Annotated in this window: 23 protein-coding genes and 1 tRNA gene; 18 read left to right on the top strand and 6 right to left on the bottom strand. The window is 63.1% G+C overall.

Annotated elements, in window-relative coordinates:
* Positions 1–59 precede the first annotated feature (59 nt).
* The 5 genes from CGK93_RS23250 to CGK93_RS23230 all read left to right on the top strand — a co-directional run bounded on the left by CGK93_RS23250 (position 60) and on the right by CGK93_RS23230 (position 7,190).
* Positions 60–2,048 (top strand): penicillin-binding transpeptidase domain-containing protein, encoded by a 1,989-nt coding sequence (locus tag CGK93_RS23250; protein WP_198318305.1) that lies wholly within the window; start codon positions 60–62, stop codon positions 2,046–2,048.
* Positions 2,049–2,062: 14 nt separating this feature from the next.
* Complete coding sequence (locus tag CGK93_RS23245) at positions 2,063–3,319, top strand: FAD-dependent oxidoreductase (RefSeq protein WP_089597052.1); 1,257 nt, start codon at positions 2,063–2,065, stop codon at positions 3,317–3,319.
* A gap of 88 nt (positions 3,320–3,407) precedes the next feature.
* Entirely contained in the window at positions 3,408–5,090 is a 1,683-nt protein-coding gene (locus CGK93_RS23240) for an ABC-F family ATP-binding cassette domain-containing protein (RefSeq protein WP_089597051.1), read from the top strand.
* A 148-nt stretch (positions 5,091–5,238) separates the two neighbouring features.
* The gene (locus CGK93_RS23235) at positions 5,239–6,006 is read left to right on the top strand and encodes a DeoR/GlpR family DNA-binding transcription regulator (protein WP_089597050.1); all 768 of its coding nucleotides are present in this window, start codon (positions 5,239–5,241) and stop codon (positions 6,004–6,006) included.
* A complete protein-coding gene (locus tag CGK93_RS23230; protein WP_089597049.1) occupies positions 6,003–7,190 on the top strand; it encodes an MFS transporter in 1,188 nt (395 codons plus the stop codon). The genes CGK93_RS23235 and CGK93_RS23230 overlap by 4 nt, the downstream gene beginning before the upstream one ends.
* Here CGK93_RS23230 and CGK93_RS23225 read toward each other — a convergent pair.
* Positions 7,135–7,839, bottom strand: a complete 705-nt coding sequence (locus CGK93_RS23225; RefSeq protein ID WP_232481484.1) for a phosphatase PAP2 family protein — start codon at positions 7,837–7,839, stop codon at positions 7,135–7,137. The two genes, CGK93_RS23230 and CGK93_RS23225, sit on opposite strands and share 56 nt — an antisense overlap.
* Positions 7,840–7,915: 76 nt before the next feature.
* Between CGK93_RS23225 and CGK93_RS23220 the strand changes: the two genes are divergently transcribed.
* The 9 genes from CGK93_RS23220 (at position 7,916) to CGK93_RS23180 (ending at position 17,632) form a co-directional block, all read left to right on the top strand.
* Positions 7,916–9,418: a bifunctional phosphatase PAP2/diacylglycerol kinase family protein gene (locus tag CGK93_RS23220; RefSeq protein WP_089597047.1), complete on the top strand. Its 1,503-nt coding sequence runs from the start codon at positions 7,916–7,918 to the stop codon at positions 9,416–9,418.
* A gap of 147 nt (positions 9,419–9,565) precedes the next feature.
* A complete protein-coding gene (locus tag CGK93_RS23215) occupies positions 9,566–10,510 on the top strand; it encodes an ABC transporter ATP-binding protein (RefSeq protein WP_089597046.1) in 945 nt (314 codons plus the stop codon).
* Positions 10,511–10,512: 2 nt separating this feature from the next.
* Positions 10,513–11,364 carry an ABC transporter permease subunit gene (locus CGK93_RS23210; protein WP_089597045.1) on the top strand — a complete coding sequence of 284 codons (852 nt, stop codon included), beginning with the start codon at positions 10,513–10,515 and terminating at the stop codon, positions 11,362–11,364.
* 25 nt (positions 11,365–11,389) lie between these two features.
* Positions 11,390–12,679 carry a sensor histidine kinase gene (locus CGK93_RS23205; RefSeq protein WP_089597044.1) on the top strand — a complete coding sequence of 430 codons (1,290 nt, stop codon included), beginning with the start codon at positions 11,390–11,392 and terminating at the stop codon, positions 12,677–12,679.
* Positions 12,676–13,368, top strand: coding sequence for a response regulator (locus CGK93_RS23200; protein ID WP_089597043.1), 693 nt, complete (start codon positions 12,676–12,678; stop codon positions 13,366–13,368). Before CGK93_RS23205 ends, CGK93_RS23200 begins: the two co-directional genes overlap by 4 nt.
* A 104-nt stretch (positions 13,369–13,472) precedes the next feature.
* Positions 13,473–13,922, top strand: coding sequence for an Lrp/AsnC family transcriptional regulator (locus tag CGK93_RS23195; protein ID WP_089597042.1), 450 nt, complete (start codon positions 13,473–13,475; stop codon positions 13,920–13,922).
* Between the two features lie 237 nt (positions 13,923–14,159).
* Complete coding sequence (locus CGK93_RS23190) at positions 14,160–15,602, top strand: amino acid permease (RefSeq protein ID WP_089597041.1); 1,443 nt, start codon at positions 14,160–14,162, stop codon at positions 15,600–15,602.
* Between the two features lie 69 nt (positions 15,603–15,671).
* Positions 15,672–16,826, top strand: coding sequence for an alanine racemase (gene alr, locus CGK93_RS23185; protein ID WP_089597736.1), 1,155 nt, complete (start codon positions 15,672–15,674; stop codon positions 16,824–16,826).
* Between the two features lie 35 nt (positions 16,827–16,861).
* Positions 16,862–17,632, top strand: coding sequence for an IclR family transcriptional regulator (locus CGK93_RS23180; protein WP_089597040.1), 771 nt, complete (start codon positions 16,862–16,864; stop codon positions 17,630–17,632).
* Here CGK93_RS23180 and CGK93_RS23175 read toward each other — a convergent pair.
* From CGK93_RS23175 to CGK93_RS23165, 3 genes are all read right to left on the bottom strand, one after another.
* The gene (locus CGK93_RS23175) at positions 17,629–18,405 is read right to left on the bottom strand and encodes an IclR family transcriptional regulator (RefSeq protein ID WP_089597039.1); all 777 of its coding nucleotides are present in this window, start codon (positions 18,403–18,405) and stop codon (positions 17,629–17,631) included. The genes CGK93_RS23180 and CGK93_RS23175 overlap by 4 nt on opposite strands.
* 65 nt (positions 18,406–18,470) lie before the next feature.
* Complete coding sequence (locus CGK93_RS23170; RefSeq protein WP_089597038.1) at positions 18,471–19,211, bottom strand: cyclase family protein; 741 nt, start codon at positions 19,209–19,211, stop codon at positions 18,471–18,473.
* A complete protein-coding gene (locus CGK93_RS23165; RefSeq protein ID WP_089597037.1) occupies positions 19,208–19,654 on the bottom strand; it encodes a hypothetical protein in 447 nt (148 codons plus the stop codon). The genes CGK93_RS23170 and CGK93_RS23165 overlap by 4 nt, the downstream gene beginning before the upstream one ends.
* A 164-nt stretch (positions 19,655–19,818) precedes the next feature.
* Between CGK93_RS23165 and CGK93_RS23160 the strand changes: the two genes are divergently transcribed.
* The 3 genes from CGK93_RS23160 (at position 19,819) to CGK93_RS23150 (ending at position 23,694) form a co-directional block, all read left to right on the top strand.
* Entirely contained in the window at positions 19,819–20,706 is an 888-nt protein-coding gene (locus CGK93_RS23160; protein WP_089597036.1) for an intradiol ring-cleavage dioxygenase, read from the top strand.
* Positions 20,707–20,743: 37 nt separating this feature from the next.
* On the top strand, positions 20,744–22,051 hold the full coding sequence (locus CGK93_RS23155; RefSeq protein WP_089597035.1) for a M18 family aminopeptidase: 1,308 nt from the start codon (positions 20,744–20,746) through the stop codon (positions 22,049–22,051).
* Positions 22,052–22,278: 227 nt separating this feature from the next.
* Positions 22,279–23,694 carry an amino acid permease gene (locus CGK93_RS23150; protein WP_089597034.1) on the top strand — a complete coding sequence of 472 codons (1,416 nt, stop codon included), beginning with the start codon at positions 22,279–22,281 and terminating at the stop codon, positions 23,692–23,694.
* A gap of 87 nt (positions 23,695–23,781) precedes the next feature.
* Here the strand turns inward: CGK93_RS23150 and CGK93_RS23145 are convergent, their stop codons facing one another.
* The gene (locus tag CGK93_RS23145; protein ID WP_232481483.1) at positions 23,782–24,441 is read right to left on the bottom strand and encodes a DUF1345 domain-containing protein; all 660 of its coding nucleotides are present in this window, start codon (positions 24,439–24,441) and stop codon (positions 23,782–23,784) included.
* 26 nt (positions 24,442–24,467) lie between these two features.
* Entirely contained in the window at positions 24,468–24,632 is a 165-nt protein-coding gene (locus tag CGK93_RS23900; RefSeq protein WP_198318304.1) for a hypothetical protein, read from the bottom strand.
* A gap of 120 nt (positions 24,633–24,752) precedes the next feature.
* On the opposite strand from CGK93_RS23900, the gene CGK93_RS23140 reads away from it, so the two are divergent.
* A tRNA-Leu gene (locus tag CGK93_RS23140) sits at positions 24,753–24,835 on the top strand.
* Positions 24,836–24,846 lie beyond the last annotated feature (11 nt).

Raw genomic sequence — 24,846 nt, 5'->3', positions numbered from 1 at the left:
CAGGCGGCGGCTGTCCGCTTCCCGGGCACAACAAGAAACTGTCAGGGGAACGGGGCATAATGTGCCAAATGGGGAAACTGAAAATGCAGCAGGGTTTTGTCCTTGGTCTCGTAGCGCTCGTGATGGCTGGTTCATTGACGGCCTGCGACGACGGCCGCGCCGGTGCGGAGGGAGCCGCCAAGCAGCTCGCGTCCTCCTTGGCAGCGCTCGACGTCGGATCGCTCGCCGTAGAGGGCAAGGACGCAGCCGCGGCCAACGATGAACTCAACGCCGTCTTTGAGGGCTTGGGCGCGAAGCCATCGGTTGCTTCCGGCGACGTCAAGCTCGACGGCGACACCGCAACTTTCCCCCTTAAGTACAGTTGGAACATTGGCTCGGCAAAATGGGAGTACACCTCCGACGCCACGCTGAAGAAGTCCGGCGACAAATGGGCGGTTCAGTGGAGCCCGGCCCTGCTGGCGCCGCAACTCTCCGACGGCGAGACGTTGTCGGTCAAGACCGTTGCCGCCCAGCGCGGCCAGATCCTTGGCGCTGGGGACGCTCCGATTGTTGAGGACCGCCCGGTTTTCCGGGTTGGCATCGACAAGACCAAGGTTCCCGCTGAACAAGCGGACGCCTCTGCCCGTGCCATGGCAGCTCTGCTCGGCCTGGATGCCGAAGAGTATGCCAAGCAGGTTGCTGCCTCCGGCCCACAGGCCTTTGTGGAGGGCCTCGTCCTCCGCGCTTATACAGCTGAGATCACTGAGGCCAAGATCAAGGCGATCGCAGGCGGCGTCAGCATCCTGGACTCCATGGCGCTGGCACCCACACGCACCTTTGCCCGCGCACTCTTGGGCAGCGTAGGCCAAGCCAACGCAGAGCAGATCGAGAAATCCAATGGCGCCCTGCGCGCCGGTGACACCACGGGGACCGGCGGCCTGCAGCAAAAGTACGACTCGCTGTTGCGCGGCAAGGATGGCGTGGAAGTGGTGGCCACCCCGGCTGAAAAGACCGACGGCGAAACCCCCGGCACCAAGGTGTTCTTCTCGTCCCTTCCTGCGCCGGGCACCACGCTCAAGACCACTCTGGACTTGAAGCTTCAGCAGTTGGCTGAAGCAACGTTGGCAGGAATCGAACCGGCTTCCGCCATTGTGGCCATCAGGCCCTCAACAGGCGCCGTTCTTGCCGCCGCCTCCGGTCCGGGCAGCAACGGCTACAACACTGCGCTCCTGGGACAGTACGCACCCGGATCCACTTTCAAGATGGTTGATTCGCTGGCGATGTTCCGCAATGGTGCCACCCCGGATTCCAAGGTGGAGTGCCCCTCAACGCTGACTGTCGACGGCCGCACCTTCAAGAACGCCGAAGGCTACCCCGAAACATCACTGGGCTCCGTCGCCTTGAGGGACGCGTTTGCGCACTCGTGCAACACCGCGTTCATCAACGCCCGTGAAACCGTCAGTCAGGATCAACTTGAATCGGCTGCCCAGGCTTTGGGTGTGGCCGTTGAAGCCCCCAAGCTGGGCGCGGATGCTTTCCTTGGCTCGGTCCCCGGGGCCGCCGAAGGAACCGAGCACGCTGCCTCCATGATCGGCCAGGGCAAGGTCCTCTTCTCGCCACTCTCCGCCGCCGTTATGGCCGCTTCCGTCGCCAACGGGGCCCCGGTTTCACCGCAGCTCGTGCTAAACGCCGACGCCGCGCAGGACCCCGGCGCTACTGCTGCCCCAACCGAAAGCGGCTCCGCCACGCCGTCGTCCGCTTCCGCTACGGCAAGCGTTGCACCGGCGTCCACCCAGCCGATTACCAAGGAAGAGGCCGCGTCCCTGGCCGACATGATGCGCGCCGTGGTCACGTCCGGGCACGCAGGGTTCCTGGCAGAGGTACCGGGCGTGCCCGTGGGAGCCAAGACCGGAACCGCGGAATTCGGCAACGACAACCCACCCAAGACCCACGCCTGGATCGTGGCGACCCACGGGGACCTGGCAGTCGCAGTTTTTGTTGAAGAGGGCGGGCTGGGTGCCACCACCAGCGGGCCGTTGTTGAAGTCGTTCCTGACCGCGGCGGGCTGAACCGGAGGCTGATCATGGCAGCAGATACCCAGTGTGTGGTGGCGGGCGGAGGGCCGGCCGGAATCGTCCTGGGACTGCTGCTTGCCCGCGCCGGCGTGAAGGTTACTGTGCTGGAGAAACACGCCGATTTCCTGCGTGATTTCAGGGGCGATACTGTGCACGCCTCGACGATCCGGCTCTTGGACGAGCTGGGGCTCGGCGAAGGTTTTCGTGCCCTTCCCCAGAGCAAACTGGGCAATTTCCGGCTGCCCGCAGGATCGGGTGACTCCGTGGTCCTCGCAGATTTTGGACGACTCAAGGCCCCTTACAACTACGTGGCCATGGTCCCGCAATGGGATTTGCTGAACTTCCTGGTGGAAGCGGCCCGGCAGGAACCTACCTTCACGTTGCTGATGAATACGGAGGCGACGGACCTGCTGACTGACGCTTCGGGCGCTGTGGTTGGAGTGACGTACGGAACCCGTGATCCGCGGACTGGTTCTGTTGTGGGGAGGGGCGAACTACGGGCTCCTTTGACGGTGGCCTGTGATGGCCGCGGCTCGATTCTCCGGACGAAGGCCGGACTGGTGCCGCGCGAATTTCCCGTACCTTTTGATACCTGGTGGTTCCGTCTCCCGCGTACCGCAAGCGAGGACCAGCCGGTGGCTTCCATAGCGCCGCGCTTTGGCAAGTCAGACGTCCTGCTGAGCCTGACCCGGAAGGATTATCACCAGATCGCGTACTTGGCGGCCAAGGGTTCGGATCCTCAGTTGAGGGCTGAAGGTGTGGAGGCTTTCCGCGCCAAGGTAGCCAGTTTGCGACCGGACCTTGCGGACCGTGTGGACACCATTGCCTCCATGGACGACCTCCACCTGCTTGATGTGAAACTCAACAGGCTGTCCCGGTGGCACAAGCCCGGGTTGCTGCTGATTGGGGATGCCGCCCATGCGATGTCACCCGCCGGCGGGGTGGGCATCAACTTGGCAGTGCAGGACGCTGTGGCAGCGGCGCGGGTGCTCGCCTCGCCGTTGCTGACGGAAACGCTCGACGACGGCCACCTCGCCGAGGTCCAGAAGCGGCGTTGGCTTCCCACGGTCATGATCCAGGCCTTTCAGCGGGTGCTGCATCGTGTGGTGTTTGCTCAGGTCATGGCGGGTAAGCAGCCGAAACCTCCCAAGCCGTTGCTCTTTGTTGCGCGGAATTTCCCCGGGTTCGGCAAGCTGCCCGCTCGAATGATCGCCTTCGGCCCGCGCCCCGAGCATGCGCCGGCCTTTGCGCGGAGGAAGCCTTAGGCGGGTGGTTCCGCCCCAAATTGCCGTCGTCGAGCGTTGCCGACTGTCGCCGTCGAGCGTTAATACCGTGCCGTGGGAGGATTGAAACGTGGCCCATATTGACGTTTCCGGCATCGACTACTTCCTCTCCGACGGCACCCAGCTGCTCAACGGGGTGACCTTCAAGGTCCCCGACGGCACCAAGACTGCCCTGATCGGACCCAACGGAACCGGCAAGACGACGCTGTTCAAGATCATCTCCGGCGACCTCACGCCGGACGAAGGTGTTGTGGGCCGATCAGGCAACATGGGAATCATGCGGCAGTTCGTGGGCCAGGTCCGTGACGAATCAACCGTCCGCGACCTCCTCGTCTCCACTGCCCAGGCTGGCCTCGCTGCTGCTGCCAAGGCGGTTGAGGACGCAGAGCTGGCCATGATGGAGCACGACGACGAGCCCACCCAGATGAAGTACGCCCAGGCAATCGTGGACTGGGGAGATGCCGGCGGGTACGACGTCGAGACCGTCTGGGACGAAGTGTGCATGGCTGCGTTGGGGATCTCCTTCGATAAAGCGCAGTTCCGCCGTGCCTCGACGCTGTCCGGCGGCGAGCAGAAGCGCTTGGTGCTGGAAGCCCTGTTTGCCGGTCCGGACGAGCTCTTGCTCCTGGACGAACCGGACAACTACTTGGATGTCCCCGGCAAGCGCTGGCTGGAGGGCAAGCTCAACGAGTCCAAGAAGACTGTCCTGTTCATCAGCCACGACCGTGAGCTGCTGAACAATGCGGCGGGTCGCATCGTGACGCTCGAGCCGGGTATCAACGGCGCCTCGGCGTGGATCCATGGTGGCGGGTTCGGATCCTACGTGGAGGCACGTGCGGACCGTAACGCCCGGTTCGAGGAACTCCGCAAGCGCTGGGACGAGGAGCACGTGAAGCTCAAAGAACTCGTCAACATGTACAAGAACAAGGCCGCGTTCCGCTCCGACATGGCCAACCGGTACCAAGCTGCGCAAACCCGCCTCGCAAAGTTCCTGGAAGCCGGGCCACCCGAGGCCTTGCCGATCGAGCAGAACGTCAAGATGCGCCTCAAGGGTGGGCGAACGGCCAAGCGTGCCGTAGTGGCTGAGAAACTCGAACTGACCGGACTCATGAAGCCGTTCTCCACGGAGATCTGGTTCGGTGACCGCGTGGGCGTGCTCGGCTCCAACGGTTCCGGTAAGAGTCACTTCCTGCGGCTCCTTGCCACCGGTGGCACCGATCCGGAGCGTGAACACCTGCCGGTGTCCGACGTCGTTATTGCTGAAGTGCCGCACGAAGGAACCGTGAAGCTGGGCGCCCGCATACGGCCCGGGTTCTTCGCGCAGACCCATGTCCGGCCTGATCTGTTGGGCAGGACACTGCTGGAGATCCTGCACCGTGGTGACGAGCACCGCTCCGGACTCGCCCGCGAGGCCGCAGCCGGCGCCCTGGATTCGTACGGCTTGGCTGGTCAGTCCGAACAGAAGTATGAGTCCTTGTCCGGTGGCCAACAGGCCCGCTTCCAGATCCTGCTGCTGCAGCTTTCCGGCGCCACCCTGTTGTTGCTGGACGAGCCGACCGACAACCTGGACCTGCACTCCGGTGAGGCATTGGAGCGTGCCATCGACTCTTTCGAAGGCACCGTCCTTGCGGTCACGCACGACCGTTGGTTCGCCAAGTCCTTTGACCGGTTCATGATCTTCGGTTCTGACGGCAAGGTCTACGAATCCGAGGAGCCCGTCTGGGATGAGAAGCGTGTGGAGCGCGCCCGCTAACGCTCACTCACCTTCCGCCGGTTTTCCGCGAACGCTCTTGCACTTGCTGCAGGAGCGTTTCGCTTTAAGCCATGGGATGTGAGAGAGCATCGATGAGCAAATGATCATCAATGGTGATTAAGTGCGCAATCATTGCTACGGTTGAAGTATGGGAACTGCTGACCGCCACCGGCTCATTGGCGAGCTGCTGCGCACCCGCGAACAAGCCACCGTGGATGAACTCGTGGACGCCACGGGGGCATCGGGCGCCACGATTCGCCGCGACCTGGAGATCCTTGCTGCCAACGGAGTGCTGAAACGCATCCACGGCGGCGCGCGCAGCTTACTGGCACGCGGAGACAACCCCGGCTACGGCCAACGTGAATTGGAAGACCACCAAGCCAAGACGCGCATTGCTGAGGCTGTTGACGGACTCATCAACGACCGCGAGCATGTGTGGCTGGACAGTGGATCCACTGCCACGGAGATCGCGCGCCGGTTGGGCAAGCGGGAACTGACGGTGATGCCCATGTCCCTCCACGGCGTCGAGGCGATGACAGGGCCCCATTCCGGCCGGGCGCCGCAGCTCATCCTTCCCGGCGGCAGCCTCATCCCTGGCGAGCAGTCTTTCCGGGGACCCATGGCCGAAGCCAACGTCCGCTCGCTCAGGTTCGACACCGCCGTCGTGACCCCGTGTGCACTCAACCTCAAGGACGGACTCCTGGCCCACGACCTTGATGACGCGGCCGTGAAACGCGCCGGCCTTGAATCCGCAGCGCGCGTGATTGTGGCCTCCGCAGGCAGCAAATGGAACGCCAGCGCAGTAGCTTTGGTCGCAGCCATGGACGCCGTGGACGTGATAGTGACCGACCAAAAACCATCCCCAGAAGATCTTGCCCGGCTCAAAAAACTCTCCGTGGAAGTTGTGATTGCATGACCACCAACACCAGAAGCACCACCAACGTCAATGCCGCGGCGGTGGCGACGTTCCTGATCTTCGGCATGAACGGGTTGGTGTTTGCCAGCTGGGCTGCACGCATTCCGGCGGTGACGGAGGCGCTCAGCCTGACGTCCGGCCAGATGGGCACCCTGCTGCTCTGCACCGCCGTCGGGTCCTTGCTGGCGCTGCCGTCGGCCGGCTGGGTGGTGGGCAGGATCGGCACGGCCAATACGGTTCGTGTGGCGGGCATCGTGGCGGGAGCTGCGGGCGCAGGAATTGCCTTCTCCCTGATGGCCGCATCAGTGCCGGCCACGGCGATTGCCCTGTTCTTCTTTGGTATCGGCATTGGTTTGTGGGACGTAGCCCAGAACATCGAGGGTGCCGACGTTGAGCATCGGCTCAAGCGCACCATCATGCCGCAGTTCCACGCTGCCTTCTCCGGCGGTGCTTTCCTTGGCGCGCTGATTGGCGCAGGTCTCTCACAGCTTGGCGTCGGTCTCCCTCAACACTTGCTGGTTATCGCAGCCATTGCCGTTGCCTTGGCGCTGACGGTCCCCAAGTACTTCCTTCCGCATGAGGCCGCAGAAGTTCACGACGACGGCGCTCCGGTTGCGAAGGGGCCTTCGGCTTGGCGGGACGGCAGGACGCTGCTGATCGGCGTCGTAGTCCTGGGCGCCACGCTGACCGAAGGCGCGGGCAACGACTGGATCGCGAAGGCTGCCGTGGACGGGCTTGGCGCCTCGGAATCCACGGGTGCGCTGCTGTTCGCGCTCTTCGTCCTGGCGATGACCATCATGCGGTTCTTCGGTGGCAAAGCGATCGACACGTTTGGCCGCGTGAGCGTCCTGCGGGCCAGCATGGCGGCAGCCGCCGTGGGCCTGGCACTGTTTGTCTTCGCCGGCAACGTTATCCTGGCCGGCGTTGGTGCGGCATTGTGGGGCATCGGTGCGGCCCTGGCCTTCCCCATGGGCATGTCAGCCGCTGCGGACGACCCCAAGCATGCCGCTGCACGGGTTTCCGTTGTTTCCACCATCGGCTACGTCGCCTTCCTGGCGGGCCCACCCCTCTTGGGTTACTTGGGCGACCACACCGGAATCCACCTGGCATTGCTGGCCATCGGAGCGCCTATTCTGCTCGCTCTCCTGCTTGCAGGCGTCGCGAAGCCTTTGCCGCCCAAATAGTCCGGCCATCCGCCAGTTCATTCTCTTTGATGCATATTTCCCTGAACCGCCACCACATGATCAGGACGACACCGGCAGCAAGGCAGGCGCCGCCAAGGACATCGCTGAGCCAATGTGCCGAGAGATAGGTGCGGCTGACCATCATGGCTATGACACCTACGGCAGCCAGCAAGGTCATCCACCAGCGTCCCAGCAGGATGGCCAAAACCATGAGGAACGCAGTGGTGGCCGATACATGCCCCGAGGGGTATGAGCCGGTATCTGTGAGGACCTGAGCGCCCTGGGGCCTGTCCCGACCCACCACGGCTTTGGCCAGCTGCGTCAGGGCCAGTGCGATGACGCCGGAGGTCGCGGCAAAGACTGCTCCCATGGGCCGTTGCCAGACCAGGAGCGCAAGGGCGAGCACCACGTGGAATACCAGGATCCCGGCGTAGCCCGCCCAGTTGAGTACCGCGTTCACGCCGTCCCAGAAGGGCGAATGCAGAGTAAAGGTGAAGGCCTGCCAGGTGGTGTCAACGCCGTTGAACGCAGGCTCGCCCTGTCCGGCCAGGATCATGATGCCCGGCACCATGAAGGCAAGGAGAAGCAGCACGGCCGGGACAACCAGTTGCCACCCGGGCTGTCGACGTGGAAGCAGGACACGAATCATCCATTCATCGTAGCCACGGCAGGCGGACGGCATGGGCAGCCCCTCTGCGGGGGTGTGCAGGCGATACTGTGAAGTAATGCGAGGCATCGTGGGCAAGGCCCCCAGACGAGTTGCAGGATTCGACCACTTTCTGGTCCGGGCTGTCTCCAGGCAGCCCCAGGGCGACCACGATGTCTTCTTCAGAAGGCTTTCGTCCGCGGCCACCAAGGGAAAGCTCTGGTTCGGGATTGCCGGAATCATGTCCGCGTTCCCGGGGAAACCGCGCAGGGCGGCTCTTCATGGCGTGTTGGCCTTGGGCGTTGCTTCAGGCGTCACCAACGTCATCTTCAAGCGGGTACTCCCCCGGCGGCGCCCGCTTCCTGAGCACCTGCCGCTGTTTCGCTTCGTGAACCCGCAGCCAACCAGCTCATCGATGCCGTCCGGGCATTCTGCCTCTGCGGTAGCTTTCGCCGTGGGTGCCGGGATGGTTTCACCGGCACTCGGCACGGTGCTGGCGCCCCTTGCCGCAGGTGTTGCCTATTCCCGCGTTCATACGGGAGCCCATTGGCCCTCCGATGTGGTCTTCGGTTCGGCCTTGGGAGCAGGCGCGGCGCTACTGACGCGCCGGTGGTGGCCCGCCAAGCCCGCAGAACCAACGCCGCGCCGAACGCCTGCAGAAGCTCCCGCTATCGCCGACGGCGAGGGGCTGAGTATTGCGGTCAACGTCCTTGGAGGGTCCTACTCCCCCGAAACCGGTGAGCTTCTCCGAGTTATATTCCCCAAAGCGCATATACGTGAAATCGCGGAGGGGGACGACGTCGCCGCGGAAATAGACGCCGCAGCCACCCGGCCCGGCACCGTTGCGCTGGGCGTGTGGGGCGGAGACGGAACGGTGGGCACTGCCGCCGCGGCCGCCGTCGAACATTCACTGCCGCTGCTTGTGCTGCCCGGCGGAACCCTCAACCATTTTGCCCGCGACCTCGGCACCAGCTCTATCGACGACGCCATTGAGGCGGTAACCAAGGGGCAGGCAGCCGCGGTTGACCTGGGGCATGTAGTGGTGCAGCGTGGCCTGCCTGAGACGCCCGAAACTACGGAGCTGGCCATGTTGAACACCGCCAGCGTAGGCGTGTATCCGAACCTGGTTCGTCGCCGGGAACGACTGCAGCCGGCTATGGGTAAGCCGCTGGCCAGCGTGGTGGCATCGCTGCGCACCTTCGGAGTGAACTCCCCCACCACGCTCACCGTGGGCGGGGTTAAGCACAAGCTCTGGATCCTCTACATGGGACGGGGAAGGTTCTATCCCAGCGACCACGCACCGCTTCGCCGGCCCGTGCTTGACGACGGGGTTTTCGATCTGCGGATGATCACAGCGGACGAGCCGTTCGCCCGTGCGCGGCTGCTGTGGGCGGTAGTGACCGGCACGGTTGCTGCCTCCAAAGTCACCCACCTGACCGAGGCCACCACCATCACCGTGGAGGCGATCGGGCAGCCCCTGGTCCTGGCGGTGGACGGCGAACCGAAGCCCGGGGTGCGCAGTGCCACCTTCACCGTGAAACCGCGCGAGCTGCGCGTGTACTCGCCGCTCCCGGCCGGCTGAAGCGGAGCGGGTCATCCGCGAGGACTACCCTGACTGAACCCTGAATCATCCCTGAGACCGGCGATTTACGTTCCCTCCATGAGTAGCGTGGTGAGTACATTCAAAACTCATCCGCACACTCATGTGCTCCGAGGAGGGAACGCTTCCATGATCGAAGCAAAAGGCCTGACCAAGGTCTACGGCGAGAAGACCGCCGTCGGCGGTGTCAGTTTCACTGTCCAGGCTGGACGGGTGACCGGCTTCCTGGGTCCGAACGGTGCCGGCAAGTCCACCACCATGCGCATGATCATGGGGCTGGACGCTCCGTCGTCGGGCTCTGTGACGGTGAATGGTGAACCATTCGCCCAGCACAAAGCACCGCTCCGCGAGATCGGCGCCCTCCTGGACGCCAAGGCAGTTCACACGAGCCGCACCGCGTACAACCACCTGCTCGCCATGGCAGCGACGCACAGCATCCCCAAGAGCAGGGTCCGCGAAGTCATTGAAATGACCGGCCTGGGCGATGTAGCAAAGAAGAAGGTCAAGGGATTCTCGCTCGGAATGGGTCAGCGCCTCGGCATTGCCGCTGCGCTGCTGGGCGATCCGCAGACCATCATTCTGGATGAGCCCGTCAACGGCCTGGACCCTGAAGGTGTGGTGTGGGTCCGCAACCTCGTGAAGTACCTGGCCTCCGAGGGCCGCACGGTCTTCCTTTCCAGCCACCTCATGAGCGAGATGGCACTGACAGCAGACCACCTGATCGTGATCGGCCGCGGCAAGATCATTGCCGATGCGCCCATCGCCGAAATCATTACCGGCAAAGGCCACGCACGGACCCGTGTCCGCACCGACCAGCCGGAACGCCTCATGCAGCTCCTGGCCGGAACCGGCGTTTCCGTGGAGGTCCACGAGCGCGAACTCCTCGAGGTGTCCGGACTGGACCCCCGGGGCATCGCCAGGACCGCCCTGGAAAACCAGGTCATGGTGTACGAGCTCACTCCGCTCCAGGCAAGCCTGGAAGAGGCGTACATGGAACTGACCAAGGACGAGGTGGAATACCACTCGCACATCACCACCGGGGCCTCGGTTCCCGCCCAGGCCGGAGGGAAATAGACATGAGCACCACCACTATGGACCGTAAGTCCATCCGTAACTCCGTCGGTCCTGGACCGGCATTCCACCGCGTGCTGAACTCGGAATTCATCAAGTTCCGCACGCTGATGTCCACTTTGATCCTTTTGGCCTCCACAGCCTTGGTGATGGTGGGTTTCGCCGCCCTCTCGGCCTGGGGAACCGGGCAGTTTGCTGAGCAGGTTGCCAACGATCCCGAAGCCGCGGCTGCCATGGCCGCCCAGGGCGGGGACCTGGCCGTCAGCATTCCCACCTCGGGCATCTCGTTCGCCCAGCTCATCCTCGGCTCCTTGGGTGTCCTGCTGATGAGCTCCGAATTCACCACCGGCATGGCACGCTCCACGTTTGCCGCCGTCCCCAAGCGGCTCTCACCGTTCCTGGCCAAGCTCATTGTGGTCATGGTCAGCGCCTTCCTGCTGACGGCCGTGTCCATCTACATTGCCGGCCTGGTGTCCCTCCCGATCGTGGATAACTACGACCTCAAGCTGGACCTTGGCAGCTCGCAGTCCGTCAAGCTCCTCCTGGTCAACAGCCTCTACGTGGCAGCAGTAGCAGCCATCGGCATGGCCCTTGGAACCATCGTCCGGAACTCGGCCGGCGGCATCATGAGCCTGGTGGGACTGCTGTTCGTTGCGCCGATCGCCTTCCAGCTCATTCCCGGCGATTTCTTCAAGGAAGCCAACAAGTACCTCCCCACCAGCACCATCACCCCGATGACCGCCGTCGAGCATGTTCCTGAAACGCTGGAAGCGTGGCAGGCCGCGCTGGTCCTGGGTGCCTGGGTTGTTGTACCGGTTGCGCTGGCCATGCTCCTGCTGAAGAAGCGGGACGTCTAGGACGGTTGCCGTCTAGGCTCAATCCATGACTGAAGCTCCACAGGTGAAGGACGCGTCCACCGCTACGGTGGACGCGTCCTTCGCTGAAATCACCCAGCGCCGCAGGGGCCGCATCCGGCGCTACTTCTATGAGCGCCCCCGCGCCATGGATGCCGTGGTGATCCTCTGCTACGTACTCCTGGCCCTGCCCACCATCATCACTTCCATCGCCGAGGGCAAGTGGCTGGTGGTGGCCCTGCTGCTGATGATCGCGGCTGTGCTGATGTTCAGGCGCCGGTACCCGCTTCAAGTGGTGGCCGCCGTCGTCCTTCTGGAGGTTGCGGCCGCCATCCTGAACCCGTGGGGTTCCAACGTCTCAGCGGGCCTGTGGTTTGCGCTGTACGCCGTGGCATCCATCAGGAAGCGCAGCCTCGCTTTGGTGGTGTTTGTTGCCGCCAGCCTGCCCCTGAGCTTGCTTTATCTGTTCATGTGGACGATTCCCAGCGGCATGGACACCCTGCAGGAGGTCCCGGAGAACTTCCACCTGATCAACAACATCGCCACCGCGGTGACCATCATGTTGTCCAACCTCCTGGCCACCGGCATTGGTATTTCCGTGCGCCAGCGGCGGGAGCATGAGGCCGAGATCGCTGCCTGGGCAGCCCGCACCACCCATCTGGGCAAGGTGACCGAGCGGAACAGGATCGCCCGCGAGATGCACGACGTCGTGGCACACTCCCTGACGGTGATGGTCAGCCTGTCGGACGGTGCTGCCGTGGTGGTCAGGAAGAATCCGGAGCGCGCCGCCGAGGTCCTGGGCGAATTGTCCCGGACCGGCAGGACCGCCTTGGCCGATATGCGCCGCGTGCTGGGCGTCCTTCGCGACGACTCGGGGCGGCCGGCACCGCTCACGCCCCTGGAATCCGGGCACAACCTCTCGAAGCTCCTGGATGGCTTCCGGACCGCGGGTCTGCCGCTGCATTATGCGCACACAGGCCCTGGATTACCGGCCGATCCCGCCTTTGAACTCACCGTCTACCGGATTGTGCAAGAGTCGCTGACCAACGTCCTGCGGTACGGCCGCTCACTGAGCCGCGTTGACGTCCAGGTGGCGCGGGACGCCGATCTGGTCACCATTGACGTACACGACGACGGTCGTGGAACCGTGGAGGGCGGCAGCGAACCCGTGGGCAGCCTGGGCACCGGGCAGGGCATCGCAGGAATGAATGAACGCGCCGGAATTTATGCTGGAATCGTTACTGCCGGCCCCAGCAAAAGGGGAGGCTGGGCAGTTCACGCCGAGCTCCGCTGGGCCGGCGACAAGGGGGAATCATGACAGAAGACATCATCAAAGTGCTGCTCGTGGATGATCAGCCACTGCTTCGGATGGGCTTCCGGCTCATTCTGGAAGGCGAGGACGACTTCCATGTAGTCGGCGAGGCGTCCGATGGCGTCGAAGCCGTACGCCAAGTAGAAGCACTCGCGCCGGATGTGATCCTGATGGACGTGCGGATGCCCACCATGGACGGGATTGAGGCAACGCGACGGATCTCGGATTCCGGGTCCGAGGCACGGGTCATCATCCTTACTACCTTCGACCTCGATGAGTATGCCTTCACCGGTTTGCAGGCCGGTGCCTCCGCCTTCCTGCTCAAGGACGTTGCACCCTCGGAACTGGTCCACGCTGTGCGCCTCGTGGCCAGCGGCGATGCCGTGGTGGCTCCCCGTGTGACGCAGCGGCTCCTGGAAACGTATGTTCGTGGAGGCGCCCTGCCCGGGCAGCCACCAACTCCCCACCGGGACCCGTTGCTGGACGATCTCACGCCACGCGAAACCGAGATCCTCACCACCATCGCCGAGGGCCTGTCCAACGCGGAGATCGCCCATAAGTTCTTCCTCTCCGAGGCGACCGTCAAGACCCACGTCCGCCGGATCCTGAGCAAACTCCAGTTGCGGGACCGGGTGCAGGTGGTGGTTTACGCCTACGAGACCGGGCTTGTGGTGCCGAGCAACCCTGATTACTGAACACGGGGAAACGCCTCGGGGACTTGTGGAAGTATCATTTCCTTCGTGGCCTTTCGGCCGAGGCAGGGGCTGGTGTCCCTGCAGGGGTAGGTGGAAAGGGACGCATGGAGCGGGCTGGTCTGGACGGCATCGATCAAAGGATCCTCGCGGAACTGACCAAGAATGCCCGCGTCCCTCACGCCGAACTTGCCGGCAAGGTTCTTCTGTCCAGAAATGCGGTGCGGCAGCGGATCGACCGGATGGAACGGCAGGGCTATATCCAGGGCTACACAGTGGTGGCTGGAGTAGATGCCGAATCCCTGGTTTCGGCCTTCCTGATGGTTTACCGCAAGGACAGGATGCGGGGGGCTGACGTCCTGAACGAACTCCGATCCATTCCGGAAGTGGTCCTGTGCGATGTCCTCAGTGGCGACTTTGACCTCATTGTCCGCGTCGAAGCGCGATCCCTTGGCCGCGTCCAGGAGATCTGGGAGCAGATCGCTGCCCTCCCGGGAGTAAGCGACACCGTGACGGCAATGACCTTGTCCAACGTCATCCGACGGGCGTCGATCTAGGATCACCCGGCCCCGGCGGGCTTCCGGCGCTGCCTCATTGCTGGGGCATTCTGACCAGTGAACGGTCACATCGTCATGCCTGCGATGCAAAGTGTGCGTTATTCGCATTCACAAATGTTTTTAATGACTAAAGTCACATGATCTGTGTTACCTTCGTCACTACAAGCGCCCCCATGGCTCCCCGCCCCGGAAGTCCTCGGCGTACCGTTCGCACCTGTCACTTAACGGAGACAAGACATGGAATCTTCTACACCCCTGAAACTGGATCATCCAGCCGATACCCCCTTGGCGCCGCCGGAACCCGGTTTGCGCCGCTCCATGGGACCACGGCACCTGATCATGATCGCGATGGGAGGTGTGATCGGTTCAGGTCTCTTCCTGAGTTCGGGCTACACCATTTCGCAAGCGGGCCCGCTGGGGGCAGTGATCGCCTACTTGGTTGGCGCCTTCGTGGTCTATCTGGTGATGGCATGCCTTGGCGAACTCGCCATTGCCTACCCCGTCTCCGGCGCCTTCCACATCTACGCGTCCCGCTCGATCGGCCCGGCAACCGGCTTCGCTACGGCCTGGCTCTACTGGCTCTGCTGGGCCGTGGCCATCGGATCTGAGTTCACAGCCTCAGGCTTGCTCATGCAGCGCTGGTTCCCCGATGTTGAGGTCTGGGTGTGGTGCCTCGTCTTCGCTGCCATCCTCTTCGGCTTCAACGCTTTCTCCTCCAAGTTCTTCGGGGAATCCGAGTTCTGGTTCTCCATCGTCAAAGTGGGGGCGATCATCGCGTTGATCGTCTTCGGCGGGGCCGCACTGTTTGGATTCCATCCCCTCGCAGAGTCCGGCAACCACCCTTTCCTCTTTGAGAACTTCAATACCTCAGGTGGCCTCTTCCCCAACGGTTTCACCGGTGTCCTTGTCACCGCCCTGGCCGTCTTCTATGCCTTCTCCGGCTCTGAACTGATCGGAGTTGCGGCTGGTGAGACCAAGGACCCTGCAAAGAACATCCCCAAGGCCATGCGCAGCACCGTCATCCGGCTCCTGATCTTCTTTGTGGGCGCCATTGCCGTCATCGCGGCAACAGTCCCTTACGACCAAGTGGGATTGGATGAAAGTCCCTTCGTCACGGTTTTCTCCTCTGTGGGCATCCCGTTCGCGGCGGACATCATGAACTTTGTCATCATCACCGCGTTGTTGTCAGCCGGGAACAGCGGATTGTTCTCCTGTGCACGAATGCTCTATTCACTGGCCGATGAAGGACATGGCCCCCGGGCACTCAAGAAGCTGACCCGGCGCGGAATACCCCTGGTTGCCCTTTCCGTCAGCATGGTAGGCGGGCTGGCGTCCCTGGTCAGCAGTGTGGCTGCACCGGAGACCGTCTACCTGGCCCTGGTGTCCATTGCCGGATTCGCGGTGGTGGGAGTCTGGATGTCCATCACTGCCTCACATTTCTTCCACCGGAGGGCATTCATCCGGAATGGCGGAAAGGTGGCCGATCTGGCCTACAAAGCCCCCTTCTTCCCGGTGCTGCCCATCCTGGCTTTTACCCTCTGCCTGGTATCCCTGATAGGAATAGCCTTCGACCCCACCCAGATCGCTGCCCTGTACTTTGGTGTTCCGTTCGTTGCGGCTTGCTACCTGTTCTTCCACTTCCGCTACGGCCCGAAGGCCAAGGCAAAGCGTTCGGTCTGATTCGAGATTGGCCATGCGTCACGGCCGGGCTTCATGCCCGGCCGTGTCGCCATTTCCGGGGGAAACACAATGACCGCGAATGAAGAACTTTCTGCGGCGACGGACAGTCTATCCAGTTGGCTTGAGATTGACGGCGCCGCCTTCGACGCAAATGTCCGGTCCATGCTGGCCATGCTCCAAGGCAAGGCTCTGTTGTGCGCCGTGATCAAATCCGACGCCTACGGGCACGGTGCGGACTTGTTGCTGCCGTTCCTGGTGGCGTCCGGAGTTCCGTACATAGGGGTTGGCACCAACGCAGAAGCAGGGCTTGCCCGGGCTCATGGGTTCAACGGGAGGCTGTTACGGGTCCGGGCCGCGGCACCGCAGGAGATCAGGGCCGGCCTGGCCCACGGGATCGAGGAACTTGTTGCCGATCCACAGAGAGCGTGGGAAATGAGCAGGATCGCCGCAGGGGAGGAGCGGACGCTGCGTGTGCACCTGGACATCAATTCCTCGGGAATCAGCCGTCACAGCCTCGATGTGTCCTCACCATTGGGACGGGCCTCCGCAGTGGGAATCGTCAGTCATCCGCAGTTGGAGCTCGCTGGCATCATGACGCACTTTCCACAGGACGACGTTGACCATGTGAAGCACGCCCTGAGCCGCTTCAAATCCGAATCGCATGCCATCCTTCACGAGGCGGGGATACCCCGGCGCGATGTCCTGCTGCATGCCGCCAACTCCTTTGCGGCCCTGAACGTCCCCACGGCCTGGTTGGACATGGTGCGCACAGGTGCTGCGCTCTACGGTGATTCGGATCCTGGGCACGCCATGTTCCAACGGTGCATGACCTTCAAAGCCAGGATCGGGTCCGTCAACGGCTACCCGGCTGGAAGCGGCGTGGGATACGGGCTCACCCATACTCTTGCCACGGATTCGCGCCTCGCCACAGTCACCGTGGGCTACGGCGATGGGTATCGACGCTCACTTGGCCGGAGGGGAAATGTGCTGGTCCGTGGACAGCGGGTGCCGGTGGTGGACATCATCTCCATGAACTCCATGGTTGTGGACGTCTCCTCGGTGAGGGATGTCCGGCCAGGGGACGAGGTGGTCCTCTTCGGTGGGCAGGACGGCGGAAAAATCACGGTCGGGGAACTTGAAGCGGCGAATGCCGCGATACTCGCTGACCTCTACACTGTGTGGGCCAACAGGGCCCGTGTCCTTGCAACGGACGCCACCGTGTGAGAATGGCGTGAACGCTTGGTGGAAGGAGCGGATTCGTGGAGGTGTCACCGGAGGCGTCATCCCTGGGCCAGGGTCTTCGCCTTGTCCGTATGGTCACGGACCGCGAAAAGCAGGGACGCCAACTCTTGGGCGTCTCACAGCTTGCTGCCGGACTGGACATGGAGCAAAGCCGGGTCTCCCGATTGGCCCAGGAATTGTGTGATCTTGGACTGCTGGAGCGGGTGGACCGTGGCCCCTTCCGCACAGGACCGCGGTTCTTCAGCCTCGCAGCTTCCCTGAACAGTACGTGGGTTCAGAAGTCACCTGCGGAACTTGAAGAACTGGTGTCAGCGTTTGGACTGCGGTCCCGGTTGTCCGTTCGGGAGGGTGTCCGCGTTCTCTTGCTGCGTTCGTCAACCAATAACTCAGTCCTGGGTGGGTTCGCCAAACCCGGCATGGTCACTCCCGTGTGGTGCACTGGTTCGGGGAGGGCCTTGCTGTGGGACCACTCGCCCAAGGACCTCGGTTCCTTACTTAGGGATGTTAACTTCATCGGCGTCGGCGGACCGGCCGCGGCGCACACTGCCCCCGAAGTCACCGATTTGATGGAGCGCGACAGGCCAAGGGGTTATATCCTCGCTGCTGAAGAATTTGAACACGGAGTCTGGGAGCTGGCCGTTCCCGTCCGGGCTGAGGATGGCCGGATCATTGCTGCTCTGAGCGTGCTGGGCAGCCGGTCCGGCGTCGAAGCCAATGCCCCGAAAATCGCTGCTGTTCTCCACTCCAGCGCCCAACGGCTCAGCGGCGGACCGGCACTGGAAGCTTAGGCTTCGAACTGGCGTGCAGTTCCGCCAACCCTGGACTCGAGCCACGTCCGCCAGGAGCCGAGAGCCACGGCGAAGGCTTCCCGCTGGGGCTCCACACGTAATTTTGGCCCAACGATTTGCAGGGCCGCGGCAACATCTCCCTTGAAGTCCCGGATGGGCGCGGACAATGAGTAGAGGCCGGGTTCGGCTTCTTCATCAACAATCGAGTATCCGCGGACGCGGGCTTTGTTGAGCCGTTCCAGGAAATCATCCACGGAAACCGGAGTGTTGGGGCCATGCCTCACGAACTCCACTGTGCTGAAGATTTTCCGGATTTCCGTGTCCGGGGCATCCCACAGGAGCGCCTGGCCGGCGTCACTGCAGTAGGCAGGGTAGGGGCGGCCGAGCCAGGAACCCACAAGGTTTGCGCTCTCGGGGACTTGCTCGCCGATAGTGACCGTACTGTTTCCGCTCAGTACGCCCAGGAAGCAGGCCTCGTTGGTTTCGGTGGCCAATCCCTCCAAGGCCGTGAGGCCGTCGGTCTTCAGCCGCTGCTCTGTGACCAGTTGGGCGTCCGTCAGGATGGACCAGTCCAGGCTGTACTCGCGTTGGTCCGAACGTGTCAGGAAGCCTTCCTGCTGCGCGCCCTTGAGGCTTCGCGACACCTGGCTGCGGTCTTTGCCGAGGCGGGCTGCGACGTCGGCCACCGTGCCGCCGTCGAAACCTTCCGCATGACGCTCCCCCACCGCAAGAAGGGCCATCATGCCGCGGCCCATGCTGGAGGTCTTTGACATGGATCGATTCTAGCTACCCCGGCCTGCTCAGGCGTCACAGCCCGGCGTTATGGGGACGGCCGGAGTCAGTGGATGGAGAAGACCCTGGCCGGGAAGCCACTGCCCTCGAGCGGTTTTGCCCACGTGGCTATCAAGGCTGCACCGGCCTCCGGGAGATGGTCCAGGGCGGCAAGAAGCTCAATCTGCCACTTGTCCTGGGCCAGGACGTAGGTTTCCAGGCTGAAATCCTGCTGCGATGTGGCCATGCCGGGATCGGTGTCCGTCTGTTCATGACCGATCGCGCTGACAGATCGCTTTTCGATCAGGTACTCCAAAACTTCCCGCGACCATCCGGGAGTGTGGCTGATCCCGGCGTGGTCGACGTTGGCCATGGCAGCGCTGTCCGGCCAGCGGTGGCTCCAGCCGGTGCGCAGGGCCACGAACGATCCGGCGGGGATGTCCCCATTGCGCGTCTCCCAGCCCAGGACGTCATCCACGGTAGGGGTAGCGTCCGGATTGGCCGTGACGCGTTCACTGATGTCCAGGACAACCAACGGCAGGATCATGTCCTCCACGGGCAGTTGGTCGAGGGTCCGGCCGCCCAGGACAAAATGCGACGGCGGATCCACGTGGGTGCCCCACTGGCCCACAATCGAGTATCTGTGGGCTGTGAACCCGTCTCCCTTTTCCAGATCGAAGAGGGTTTCCCTGGTTTCGTCGGGAAAGGCCGGAAAATGCGGCTGGCCGGGATGGAAGGCGTGGGTCAGGTCCGTAAATGTCCTGTTGCGGAGAAGGGGTGCCAATTCCTGCCACAGGGGCGCGCTCATGATGCCATCCGCGTTTCGGCGTGGATCGCGGAGCTGCTGGAAACACTGAGCGGACCCGAGACCTCGATGACAGGGACTTCCCAAGGGTGGATGTCGACAATCCGTTGCACCAACTCTTGGACAGTCCGGTGGTCAAGGGAATCGTCGAAGTAGGTGGTGAACACAAAAGTAGGCGAGATGGTCCGCTGACCTACAGCGCCGAGCGTGGGCTTGGCCCCCTCAGCTACCGTGAATCCCTCGAAGCCCGCGGAGGACTCGAAGACGTGGTGGTAGTTGCCGAAGCCGCCCAGCTCGGGGGCCGACTGCAGTTCGTTCAGCAGGGAGGCAATGCCTTCATCAGACTCAAGGGCGCCAAGGTCGCCGGCGGCCATTTGCTTCATGGTTTCCACGGGAATGGGCCAGTGGATGCGAAGCTTTCGCACTGGTTTCAGTTCAATGTTCATGGCGAGTGACCTTCCGTCATTATGTCCGTTGAGACATCGTGCCACGATGTGACGAGCATTACAAGCATATGAAAATGTTTATATTGCACATCCAAGGGGATCCTCACAGTCCGGCCACAGCCTTCCCATGTACAAGGCACAGGCGGCACGCGTTACATGGAGGCATGACTACTCCCCACCCCAACCACGATCGCGGACTCGAGTTCGATCTCTCCACGCTCCTGAGCCGGCGACGCACTTTGGGCGTTCTCCTCGGCGCCGGGACTGCTGCCGCCCTCGCGGCCTGCACGCCCGGTACGGAAGGCAGCGGCGCACCGCCGTCGAGCGCTGTCAGCGCAACGGCGACGGCGACGGAAAGTACGACGGCGGCCGCGTCGCCTTCGGCGTCGGCCTCCAGCACGGTGACCCGGGCATTTGCTGAATGTGGCGTCGAGATCCCTGAGGAGACGCTCGGGCCCTACCCGGGGGATGGCTCCAATGGTCCCAACGTCCTGGAGGCCTCCGGGGTGGTCCGCCGTGACATCAGGTCCAGTTTCGGAACGTCCACCACTTCAGCTGAGGGCGTGCCCCTCACGGTGACCCTGACACTCCTGGACAACGCCAATGGCTGCTCGCCGCTGGCAGGAGCTGCTGTGTATGTCTGGCATTGCGACCAGAACGGCAAGTACTCGCTCTACGATTCGGGCCTGGAGAGCGAGAACTATCTGAGGGGCGTCCAAGAGGCTGACGCCAACGGCCAGCTGACCTTCAGCACCATCTACCCGGGCGCGTACAACGGCCGATGGCCACATATTCACTTTGAGGTATTCGAATCGATGAGCAACACTAGCGCTGCCGGGCAGGTGCTGGCCGTCTCCCAGATTGCCCTCACAGAGACGGCGTGCAAGGCGGTCTACGCAACCGCGGGCTACGAGTCCAGCGCCCGAAATTTTCCCAACACCACACTGACCTCGGACAACGTCTTTGGCGACGATGGGGGTATATACCAACTCGCGACTATATCCGGCTCGGTTGCGGGCGGTTATACGGCCGCGCTGAACGTCACGGTTTAGCCCGGTCGGCGCCGAAAGCGCGGCTAGACTCGGGGTCATGCCTTCGAATGCCTCCGCAGCAGTTGACCACATTCAGGATCTCGGCGCCTACGTTTCTGCGTCGCCGTCGAGCTTCCATGCCGTCCACGAGGCCGCCCGCCGCCTGGAGGCGGCAGGCTTCGCTGCACTGGATGAACTGGAGCCGTGGGATGGCGGAGCGGGTAAGTTCTACGTGATCCGCGACGGCGCCCTGATCGCGTGGGTAACGCCCGAAAACGCCGGCCCCACCACGGGGTTCAATATCCTCGGTGCCCACACCGATTCGCCGTCCTTCAAACTCAAGCCGAAGCCCACTACGGGCAAATTCGGCTGGCTGCAGGCCGGCGTCGAGGTGTACGGCGGACCCCTGCTCAACTCCTGGCTGGACCGGGAACTGCAGCTGGCCGGCCGTTTGGTCATGCGTGACGGCACACAGCATCTGACAGCCACGGGCCCTCTCCTTCGCTTCCCCCAGTTGGCGATCCACCTGGACCGCGGCGTGAACGACAATGGACTGCATTTGTCCAAGCAGCAGCACATGAACCCGATCTTCGGCCAAGGCGACCCCGCGGGTGAGGATCTCTTGGGCTTGCTCGCCGATCGCGTGGAGGGCGCCGCTGTTGATGCTGCGGACATTGGCGGGTACGACGTCGTGGTGGCAGACACGCAGGCCCCTGCCGTTTTCGGGGCCAACAGCGAGTTCTTCGCGTCAGGCCGCATGGATAACCTTTCCTCCACCCACGCGGGCCTCGTGGCACTGATCAGCCACGCGGCGTCAGCTCCGGCGGAGGGACCGATCGCCGTCCTGGCGGCCTTCGACCACGAGGAGATCGGCTCCAACTCGCGCTCCGGAGCGTGCGGCCCCATCCTCGAAGACATCCTGGTCCGCATCTCCGACGGTCTTGGCGCCTCGGTGAGCCAGCGGCGGCAGGCGCTGGCAGCGTCGTTCTGCGTTTCTGCCGATGCCGGCCATGCTGTCCACCCGAACTATGCGGAAAAGCATGATCCCGCCAACAAGCCGGTGCTGAACGGTGGGCCGCTGCTGAAGATCAACGCCAACCAGCGTTACGCCACGGATGCTACAGGCGCTGCGTTCTGGGCCAGGTTGTGCGATGAGTCCGGCGTTCCCTATCAGGAATACGTGTCCAACAACGATCTACCGTGTGGGTCCACCATCGGGCCCCTGACTGCTACGCGCCTTGGCATCCGGACCGTGGATGTGGGCATTCCCTTGTTGTCGATGCACTCTGCGCGCGAGCTCTGCGGCGTTGAGGATCCCCGGTACCTGGCAACTGTTGTTGAGCTGTTCTTCCGCACCATCGTCTGACGGGGAAGACTCAAACACTCATTTCAGGGGTATTACAAAAGTTTCCAACACGAAACCTTAGGTGCCTCAGGGTGTACATTTTGTGCATACTCCTCTTTTTGGCGGCGTCAAAATGTTCAGCTGCACAGGCACCGCGATGGTGCAGCAAGCTAGCGTGAATGAGTCATGTGGCCCGTGGCACACCACGCCCGGCCACCCCGCAAAAACCTAAAGGACGGCGCAGATCCATGCACGCTGACCAACAACTTTCAAAATCCCTGAAGCCCCGCCACCTCTCCATGATCGCCATCGCCGGCGTTATTGGCGCAGGCCTCTTTGTGGGCTCCGGCGCTGCCATCCAGCAAGCCGGTCCTGGCATCCTTGTGGCCTACCTGGCTGCCGGCCTGGTGGTCATCCTCGTCATGCGCATGCTGGGCGAGATGGCTGCTGCCAATCCGGAGACCGGCTCGTTCTCCACATACGCTGACAAGGCCCTTGGCCGATGGGCGGGCTTCAGTATTGGCTGGCTCTATGCCTGGTTCTGGATTATTGTCCTCGGCATCGAGGCAACGGCGGGCGCCGCCATCATGCACCGCTGGGTTCCCGGCGTGGACCAGTGGATCTGGGCGCTGATTTTGATGGTGCTCCTGACGCTGACCAACCTTGGTTCCGTGAAGTCCTACGGTGAGTTCGAGTTCTGGTTCGCGTCCATCAAGGTGGCCGCAATCGTCATCTTCCTGCTCGCAGGCATCGCTGCCATCCTGGGCCTCATGCCGGGCGTCTCCGCGCCGGGCGTCGCCAACCTCCTGGACCAAGGCGGTTTCATGCCGAACGGTCCTGGCGCAGTCCTGGCAGGCATCCTCGTGGTGGTCTTCTCGTTCTTCGGCGCCGAAATCGCCACCATCGCGGCCGGCGAATCGGAGAACCCCGTAGACGCCGTCAAGAAGGCCGTGAAGTCCACTGTGTGGCGCATCCTGATCTTCTACATCGGCTCCATCGCCATTGTTGTCACGCTTCTGCCGTGGAACGACGCTTCTGTCGCCAAGAGCCCGTACGTTGCCGTGATCGAGCTCTACGGAATCCCGGGTGCCGGCACCATCATGGACATCGTTGTCCTCACCTCGGTGCTGTCCTGCTTGAACTCCGGCCTCTACACCGCCAGCCGCATGCTGTTCTCGCTCTCCCAGCGTGGCGACGCACCCAAGGCCTGGATGAAGATCTCCAAGCGCGGCGTCCCGGCAGCAGCAGTGTTGGCCTCCACGGTGGTGGGGTTCATTACCGTTGGCCTGAACTACATCGCCCCGGACACGGTGTTCCTGTTCCTCGTGAACACGTCCGGTGCCATCGCCCTCTTCGTGTGGCTGGTCATCGCGGCCTCGCAACTCATCCTGCGCAAACGCATGGGGGCTGCAGCCAAGGACCTCGACCTCAAGATGTGGTTCTTCCCGTACCTCACGTGGATCGCCATTGGCGCCATCGTGGCCCTCATTATCGGGATGGTGATTATCGAATCCACCCGTGAGTCGCTCTTCCTGTCGCTGGCGTTGGCCGCGATCGTGGTGGGCATCGGCATTTGGCGCTACCGCAAGCGTGGCGCCGCTTCACCTGAGGCGACCACCGCGGAAGCCGAGCAGGCGACGGTGGGTGGGGGACCGGCGTCGTAAGCGTCTTTCAGCAGCGGGGCAGCCAGGGTCAACGTTCGACGACGGCTGCCCCGTTTCGCTTTCAGGTCACCGCCGTAGGCCCCTTCGCTACTGGGCCAGGCCGATGACGAGATTGATGGTGACGGCAAGGATCACGGTTCCAAACAAGTAGGACAGCAGGCTGTGCTTCAGCGCTTCCAGCCGGATCGAGTGGTTGCCGAGGTTGGTGTCGGATACCTGGTACGTCATGCCAAGGCTCGTGGCCAGATAGGCGAAGTCCGTGTACTGCGGCGGCCGGTCCTGGTTGAAGCTGATGCCGCCCACTTCACCGCCGGCGTGGGCGTCCTGGCTGTAATAGAGCTCGGCGTACCGCAGCGTGAAGAGCGTTTGGACCAGCATCCAGGACATCCCCACGCACCCCAGGGCGAGTGCCGCAGAGGACAGGCGGGAACCGGTTCCTTCCGTGTGGGAGTTGACGATCACGGCGGCCACAGCAGCAAGGCTGGCCAGGTTGGCCACGAGTATCAGCAGGTCGGTGACTCCCCGCGATGGGTCCTCGGATGTTGCATGATGCCGCGTTTCGGCAGGATCGAGCCGCGCGATCACCAGCCACACCCAGGCAACGTAGACCAGGGCGGCCACGGCCCAGCCGACCGCAGGCGCATCCACCCAACTGCCTGAGATGCCGGTAGCGACGAAGGCCGCTGTGCCGGCCAGGACCATGACCACAAAGCGCAGCCGGCTCCGCCTCACCCTGACGTTGTCCATGTGCCCACCCTAACCAGTGGGGGAGCTCAAAAGCCGGTTGGGCGGGACGGGTCCGCCTGCTCGCTGCGCTTCTTGTCGGCCTGGAGGATGCCGTCGCGGACGCCCGAGCGGATCACGAAGTACAGGGCGTAGAGTCCGATCGCGGCGAAGACGACGGTCAGGAGTAGAGCGCTAAGGGGTGTGGCATCCATGGCCACCACCCTAACGAGGCTCCCTCAAGACCTCAGGAATCCACGGATCGGCTCTGTTCGTGTTACTGTCTTTGTCGCTGTCGAGGAGAAAAACGAAACATTGTTTCTCCTGATCACCTTGCGCGGGTGGCGGAATGGCAGACGCGCTAGCTTGAGGTGCTAGTCCTCGAAAGGGGGTGGGGGTTCAAGTCCCCCTCCGCGCACAAAGAAACCC

Source organism: Arthrobacter sp. YN, from assembly GCF_002224285.1.
Lineage (GTDB): Bacteria > Actinomycetota > Actinomycetes > Actinomycetales > Micrococcaceae > Arthrobacter.
Note: the sequence above shows the minus strand (reverse complement) of the source record. Positions and strands in the feature narration are given on the sequence as shown.

What these genes read in the sequence shown, in the direction of transcription:
- CGK93_RS23200 (WP_089597043.1), top strand. Translation starts at nt 12,676, where the DNA reads ATGACAGAAGACATCATCAAAGTGCTGCTCGTGGATGATCAGCCACTG.
- CGK93_RS23230 (WP_089597049.1), top strand. Translation starts at nt 6,003, where the DNA reads ATGACCACCAACACCAGAAGCACCACCAACGTCAATGCCGCGGCGGTG.
- CGK93_RS23235 (WP_089597050.1), top strand. Translation starts at nt 5,239, where the DNA reads ATGGGAACTGCTGACCGCCACCGGCTCATTGGCGAGCTGCTGCGCACC.
- CGK93_RS23220 (WP_089597047.1), top strand. Translation starts at nt 7,916, where the DNA reads ATGCGAGGCATCGTGGGCAAGGCCCCCAGACGAGTTGCAGGATTCGAC.
- CGK93_RS23900 (WP_198318304.1), bottom strand. Translation starts at nt 24,632, where the DNA reads ATGGATGCCACACCCCTTAGCGCTCTACTCCTGACCGTCGTCTTCGCC.
- CGK93_RS23150 (WP_089597034.1), top strand. Translation starts at nt 22,279, where the DNA reads ATGCACGCTGACCAACAACTTTCAAAATCCCTGAAGCCCCGCCACCTC.
- CGK93_RS23195 (WP_089597042.1), top strand. Translation starts at nt 13,473, where the DNA reads ATGGAGCGGGCTGGTCTGGACGGCATCGATCAAAGGATCCTCGCGGAA.
- CGK93_RS23210 (WP_089597045.1), top strand. Translation starts at nt 10,513, where the DNA reads ATGAGCACCACCACTATGGACCGTAAGTCCATCCGTAACTCCGTCGGT.
- CGK93_RS23145 (WP_232481483.1), bottom strand. Translation starts at nt 24,441, where the DNA reads ATGGACAACGTCAGGGTGAGGCGGAGCCGGCTGCGCTTTGTGGTCATG.
- CGK93_RS23160 (WP_089597036.1), top strand. Translation starts at nt 19,819, where the DNA reads ATGACTACTCCCCACCCCAACCACGATCGCGGACTCGAGTTCGATCTC.
- CGK93_RS23250 (WP_198318305.1), top strand. Translation starts at nt 60, where the DNA reads ATGTGCCAAATGGGGAAACTGAAAATGCAGCAGGGTTTTGTCCTTGGT.
- CGK93_RS23165 (WP_089597037.1), bottom strand. Translation starts at nt 19,654, where the DNA reads ATGAACATTGAACTGAAACCAGTGCGAAAGCTTCGCATCCACTGGCCC.
- CGK93_RS23155 (WP_089597035.1), top strand. Translation starts at nt 20,744, where the DNA reads ATGCCTTCGAATGCCTCCGCAGCAGTTGACCACATTCAGGATCTCGGC.
- CGK93_RS23225 (WP_232481484.1), bottom strand. Translation starts at nt 7,839, where the DNA reads ATGATTCGTGTCCTGCTTCCACGTCGACAGCCCGGGTGGCAACTGGTT.
- CGK93_RS23170 (WP_089597038.1), bottom strand. Translation starts at nt 19,211, where the DNA reads ATGAGCGCGCCCCTGTGGCAGGAATTGGCACCCCTTCTCCGCAACAGG.
- CGK93_RS23175 (WP_089597039.1), bottom strand. Translation starts at nt 18,405, where the DNA reads ATGTCAAAGACCTCCAGCATGGGCCGCGGCATGATGGCCCTTCTTGCG.
- alr (WP_089597736.1), top strand. Translation starts at nt 15,672, where the DNA reads ATGACCGCGAATGAAGAACTTTCTGCGGCGACGGACAGTCTATCCAGT.
- CGK93_RS23190 (WP_089597041.1), top strand. Translation starts at nt 14,160, where the DNA reads ATGGAATCTTCTACACCCCTGAAACTGGATCATCCAGCCGATACCCCC.
- CGK93_RS23205 (WP_089597044.1), top strand. Translation starts at nt 11,390, where the DNA reads ATGACTGAAGCTCCACAGGTGAAGGACGCGTCCACCGCTACGGTGGAC.
- CGK93_RS23245 (WP_089597052.1), top strand. Translation starts at nt 2,063, where the DNA reads ATGGCAGCAGATACCCAGTGTGTGGTGGCGGGCGGAGGGCCGGCCGGA.
- CGK93_RS23215 (WP_089597046.1), top strand. Translation starts at nt 9,566, where the DNA reads ATGATCGAAGCAAAAGGCCTGACCAAGGTCTACGGCGAGAAGACCGCC.